This is a genomic window from Saccharomonospora saliphila YIM 90502, from assembly GCF_000383795.1.
Taxonomy (GTDB): Bacteria; Actinomycetota; Actinomycetes; order Mycobacteriales; family Pseudonocardiaceae; genus Saccharomonospora; species Saccharomonospora saliphila.
The window spans coordinates 25,759-30,916 of sequence record NZ_KB912620.1; the positions used below are offsets into that span (position 1 = coordinate 25,759).

The 5,158-nt window shown below is 73.1% G+C and carries 6 protein-coding genes; 5 read left to right on the top strand and 1 reads right to left on the bottom strand.

The features are described 5' to 3' along the window. The 4 genes from SACSA_RS0103245 to SACSA_RS0103260 all read left to right on the top strand — a co-directional run. Nucleotides 1-663 (top strand): acetyl-CoA carboxylase biotin carboxyl carrier protein subunit (locus SACSA_RS0103245; RefSeq protein WP_028661486.1); only part of this gene is annotated, 663 nt, incomplete at its 5' end. A gap of 9 nt (nucleotides 664-672) precedes the next feature. Then, nucleotides 673-1,833, top strand: coding sequence for an acyl-CoA dehydrogenase family protein (locus SACSA_RS0103250; protein WP_019813452.1), 1,161 nt, complete (start codon nucleotides 673-675; stop codon nucleotides 1,831-1,833). Nucleotides 1,834-2,032: 199 nt separating this feature from the next. Further along, nucleotides 2,033-2,875 (top strand): SDR family oxidoreductase, encoded by an 843-nt coding sequence (locus tag SACSA_RS0103255; RefSeq protein ID WP_019813453.1) that lies wholly within the window; start codon nucleotides 2,033-2,035, stop codon nucleotides 2,873-2,875. After that, nucleotides 2,865-3,467 (top strand): TetR/AcrR family transcriptional regulator, encoded by a 603-nt coding sequence (locus tag SACSA_RS0103260; protein ID WP_019813455.1) that lies wholly within the window; start codon nucleotides 2,865-2,867, stop codon nucleotides 3,465-3,467. The genes SACSA_RS0103255 and SACSA_RS0103260 overlap by 11 nt, the downstream gene beginning before the upstream one ends. 163 nt (nucleotides 3,468-3,630) lie before the next feature. Here the strand turns inward: SACSA_RS0103260 and SACSA_RS0103265 are convergent, their stop codons facing one another. Beyond that, nucleotides 3,631-4,245, bottom strand: coding sequence for a TetR/AcrR family transcriptional regulator (locus SACSA_RS0103265; protein ID WP_028661487.1), 615 nt, complete (start codon nucleotides 4,243-4,245; stop codon nucleotides 3,631-3,633). Between the two features lie 44 nt (nucleotides 4,246-4,289). Between SACSA_RS0103265 and SACSA_RS0103270 the strand changes: the two genes are divergently transcribed. Next, entirely contained in the window at nucleotides 4,290-5,042 is a 753-nt protein-coding gene (locus tag SACSA_RS0103270; RefSeq protein WP_019813457.1) for an SDR family oxidoreductase, read from the top strand. Nucleotides 5,043-5,158: the final 116 nt, after the last annotated feature.

A 5,158-nucleotide genomic window follows, 5' to 3' on the forward strand; every position in this document is an offset into this window, starting at 1 on the left:
GGAGCGGCGCTGGACATCTCGGTGGTCACGCCCATGCCGACCGAGTGGTGCGGACTGCCGAGCGGGTGGCGCAACGTCGTCTCCGCCCCGCAGCGCAAGCGCTACCGCGTCGCCGGCACCGCACCGGCCACCGACACCGAGCACGAGGTGCGCTACCGCCTCACCCGCTCGGGGCTGCGGGCCGACGACCACCCCGGCGTGCGCCTCGTGCGCGCGGACCCGGACCGCGTCGTGCTCGACGACGCGGGTCTGCGGCGGACATTCGACGTGGCCCGGTACCCGGACCTGGTCGTCGTGGATTCGCCGCTCGGAACGGTGTCTCTCACGCCGGTGCCGCTGCTGGCCGAGCCCGGCACCGAGCACGCGCCGGGGTCGCTGCTGGCGCCCATGCCGGGAACCGTGGCGCGGGTGGCCGTGGCGCGGGGCGAGCGCGTGCGGTCCGGGCAGCCCGTGCTGTGGCTGGAGGCGATGAAGATGGAGCACCGCGTGGACGCCCCTGCCGACGGGGTCCTGACGGAGCTGCCCGTCGTGGCGGGCCAGCAGGTCGGGCAGGGTGCGGTGCTCGCCGTCGTCGACACCGTCCCCGACGGCGACGGCGGAGAGGGCACCGGCGACGGCGCGCCGGGGCCCGGTGCGGACGGTACCGGCGAGCGAACGAGCTAAGGAGCGGGCGTGGACTTCACCGAGCCGACCGAACGGCAGGCGCTGCGCGAGGCCGTGGCGGAACTGGCGGGCAGGTACGGACACGACTATTACGCCGCCAAGGCCCGCTCCGGCGGGCACACCACCGAGCTGTGGGACGAGGCGGGCAGGCTGGGCTACCTCGGGGTGGCGGTGCCCGAAGCCTACGGCGGCGGTGGCGCGGGCATCGGCGAGCTCGCCGCCGTCTGCGAGGAGTTCTGCGCGGCGGGCACGCCCATGCTGCTCATGGTGGTCTCGCCCGCGATCTGCGCCACCGTGCTGGCCCGGTTCGGCACCGACGCGCAGAAGCGGCACTGGCTGCCCCGGTTCGCAGACGGGCGGGTGCGCATGTCGTTCGCCATCACCGAGCCCGACGCCGGATCGAACGCGCACCGGCTGACCACCACCGCCACGCGGGAGAGCGGGGGAGACTGGCTGCTCACCGGGCGCAAGGTGTTCATCTCCGGGGTGGACGAGGCCGACGCCGTGCTCGTGGTCGGCCGCACGGCCGACGCCCGGACGGGCACGCTCAAACCGGCGCTGTTCATCGTCCCCACCGACACACCCGGCTTCGAGTACCGGCCGATCCCGATGGATCTGGTGTCGGCCGACCAGCAGTTCGAGCTCGTGCTCGACCAGGTGCGCCTGCCCGCCGACGCGCTGGTCGGCTCCGAGGACGCCGCGCTCGCGCAGTTGTTCGCCGGGCTGAATCCCGAACGCATCATGGGCGCGTCGTTCTCGCTCGGCATCGCCCGCTACGCGCTGGACAAGGCCGTGGCCTACGCCCGGCAGCGCAGTGTGTTCGACACGCCGATCGGGGCGCACCAGGGGCTGGCGCACCCGCTCGCCCAGATCAAGATCGAGCTGGAACTGGCGACACTGATGACCCGCAAGGCCGCCGCCCTCTACGACGCGGGCGACGACCTCGGCGCGGGTGAGGCGGCCAACATGGCCAAGTACGCCGCCGCCGAGGTGGCGATCCGCGCGGTCGATCAGTCCGTCCAGGTCCACGGCGGCAACGGCCTGGCCTCGGAGTACGGCCTCGGCACGTTGCTGGGCGCGGTCCGGGTGGGCCGCATCGCCCCGGTCAGCAGGGAGATGGTGCTCAACTTCGTGGCCCAGCACAGCCTCGGCCTGCCCAAGTCGTACTGAACTCCACACCGGACGAGCCCGCTCGTACCGGCACCGCCTCCCTACGAGAGCACCGCCTCCGTCCCGGGGCCGCCTTCCGAGGTTTCCGCGCCCGACGCCGTGCGCACCCGGTGCCCGACGGCACCGACACCGGGTCGCCACCGGCACCGCCGGCGACGGCCCACATCCGACCGACATCCGAACGACACAGGAGTGCACCGTGACCACACTCGCCGGCAAGACGCTGATCATGTCCGGTGGCAGCCGGGGGATCGGCGAGGCGATCGCCGTCCGCGCCGCCAGGGACGGCGCGAACGTCGCGCTGCTGGCCAAGACGGCCGAGCCACACCCGAGCCTGCCCGGCACCATCCACACGGCCGCGCGGGCGGTCGAGCAGGCGGGAGGGGCCGCGCTGCCCATCGTCGGTGACGTGCGCGACGACGAGGCCGTCGAAGGCGCCGTGCGGCAGGCGGCCGAACAGTTCGGCGGCATCGACATCGTGGTGAACAACGCGAGCGCCATCGACCTGACGCCGTCCGAGCACATCCCGATGAAGCGCTACGACCTGATGCAGGACATCAACGCCCGCGGTTCGTTCCTGCTCTCGCGCACCGCGATCCCGTGGTTGCGGCAGGCGGGCAACCCGCACGTGCTCACCCTCTCGCCGCCGATCCGGCTGGAGGAGAAGTGGTTCTCCGGCGGCCACCTCGCCTACAGCATCGCCAAGTACTCGATGAGCCTGGTCACCGTCGGACTCGCCGCCGAGCTGCGCGGCGACGGGATCGCGGCCAACTCGCTGTGGCCGCGTACGACGATCGACACCGCCGCGATCCGCAACGTGGTCGGTTCCGAGCTGGCCGGGCGCTCCCGCACCCCGGAGATCGTCGCCGACGCCGCGCACGCGATCCTGACCAAGCCCAGCCGGGAGGTCACCGGCGAGTTCTTCATCGACGACGAGGTGCTCGCCGCCGAAGGGGTGACCGACCTGTCCGGCTACCGGCTCGCCGCGAGCGAGGCCGACCTGCAGCTCGACTTCTGGGTCGATCCGGTCGATGGCGCGTGAACCGAGGCAGCAGCGCAGCCGGACCACTCGGCGGCGGCTCGTCGACGCCGCCGTCGAGTGCCTCGCCGAGAAGGGATGGTCCGGCACGACGGTCGGCGTGATCGCCGAGCGTGCCGGGGTCTCGCGCGGCGCGGCGCAGCACCACTTCCCGACCCGGGAGGAGCTGGTGGTCGCGGCCGTGGAGTTTCTCACCGACGAGCAGATCGCCGAGCTGCGCCGCCGGGCGGCCGAGCTGCCGCAGGGACCGTCGCGGGCGCTTCCGGTGGCGGAGTTGCTGCTCGACCTCTACACGGGCGCGAAGTTCCGCGCGGCGCTGCACCTGTGGGTGGCCGCCTCCACCGATGCGGCGTTGCGGGAGGTGCTCGTCCCGCTGGAGGCCCGTGTGGGGCGGGAGGCGCACCGGGTCGCCGTGGAGCTGCTGGGCGCCGACGAGTCCCGCCCCGGTGTGCGCGAGACGGTCCAGGCCACGCTCGACCTCGCCCGTGGCCTGGGCCTGGCGGGCCTGCTCACCGACGACACCCGCCGCCGCAGGCGCCTCATCGCCCAGTGGGCCACGATCCTCGAACCCGTCGTCGGCGACGCCCCCGGCTAGTTGTCCTGCCGTCAAGGCCTCCTTTACTGCACTGAACGCAGTGAAGGAGGCCTTGACGGCGTGCGCCGGAGGGGGTGGCGGGGGAGGTGAGCGAGCGCTTAGTATGTGGGCGACGGGAGCGGGTGCGGTGTCGGACCGGACGGGAGGTGCGTGTGGGTCTCGGTCAGTCCGGTGACGCGCCGAGCATGCGCAGGGCCAGCTCGCCGTATTCCGCGCCCAGCTCGGTCGGGGAGCGGCGCGAGCGCTCGCTGTACCACCGCGCGACGTCGACGCCCAGCGAGAGCACGGCGCGCGCCGCCGTGGCCGCGTCGCCGACGGTGAACACGCCGGAGCGTTCCCCGCGCACGACCAGCTCGGTCACGAGCCGCTCGATGTCCCGGCGCAGGTCGGCGACCACCTGGTACTCGGTCTCTGGTAGCGCGCCCAGCTCGTACTGCACGACCCGCGCGACGGTGTGCCGCCGGGCGTGCCAGGCCACGAACCGCCGCACCAGCTCCCGCATCGCCTCGGCCGGGTCGTCCGACGACTCCGCCGCGCCCCGCACGAGCGCGAGCGCCTGCTCGTGGCCGCTGCGGCTGATCGCGAACAGCAGTGCCGCCTTGGACGGGAAGTGCACGTACAACGCCGCCGGGCTCATGCCCGCGTTCCCGGCGATGTCGCGGGTGGTGGTGGCGTGGTAGCCACGCCGGGCGAAGGACTCGACCCCGGCCAGCATCAACCGGCGGGCGGCCTCCGGCTGGACATCCGGCCACAGTTCGGCCGACAGCGACATCGTCATACCCGAAGTGTAAGCGAGCGCTTAGCAAGGATTGGAGAACGGCAGTGGAATCCCTCAAGGGCCGTGTCGCCATTGTGACAGGTGCCAGCCGAGGCATCGGACTCGGTGTGGCCACCTCGCTCGTGGAGGCGGGCGCGAAGGTCTGCATCACCGCCCGCAAGCCCGAGCCGCTGGCCGAGGCGGTCGAGGAACTGGGCGGGAGCGCGGTCGCGCTCGGTGTGCCCGGCAAGGCCGACGACGCGGCGCACCAGGAGGAGGCCGTCACGCGCACGCTGGAGACCTTCGGGCGCGTCGACTACCTGGTCAACAACACCGGCATCAACCCCACCTACGGCTCCGTGCTCGACGTGGACACCGACGCCGCCGCCAAGATCTTCGGGGTGAACGTGCTCTCGCCGCTGGCCTGGACGCGCACCGTGCGCGACGCGTGGATGGGCGAGCACGGCGGCGCGATCGTCAACGTGGCCTCCATCGCGGGACTGCGGACCTCGCCGGGGATCGGCATGTACGGGGTGAGCAAGGCCGCGCTGATCCGGCTCACCACCGAGCTGGCGCACGAGCTCGCGCCGTCCATCCGGGTCAACGCCGTCGCCCCCGCGGTGGTCAAGACCCGGTTCGCCACGGCCCTCTACGCCGACCGGGAGGAGGAGGTCGCCGCCGCCTACCCGATGAAGCGGCTCGGTGTGCCGTCCGATGTCGCCGGCGCCGTGGCGTTCCTGCTCTCCGAGCAGGCGGGCTGGATCACCGGGCAGACGCTGGTCATCGACGGCGGTACCACGCTGGGCGGCGGGCTGTGAGCCGCGCGGCCGGATTCGATCTCGCCGGGTCGGGCGTCGTCGTCACCGGTGGCGGCAACGGCATCGGCGCGGCACTGGCCCGCGGGTTCGCGGCCGAGGGCGCGCGGGTCGTGGTG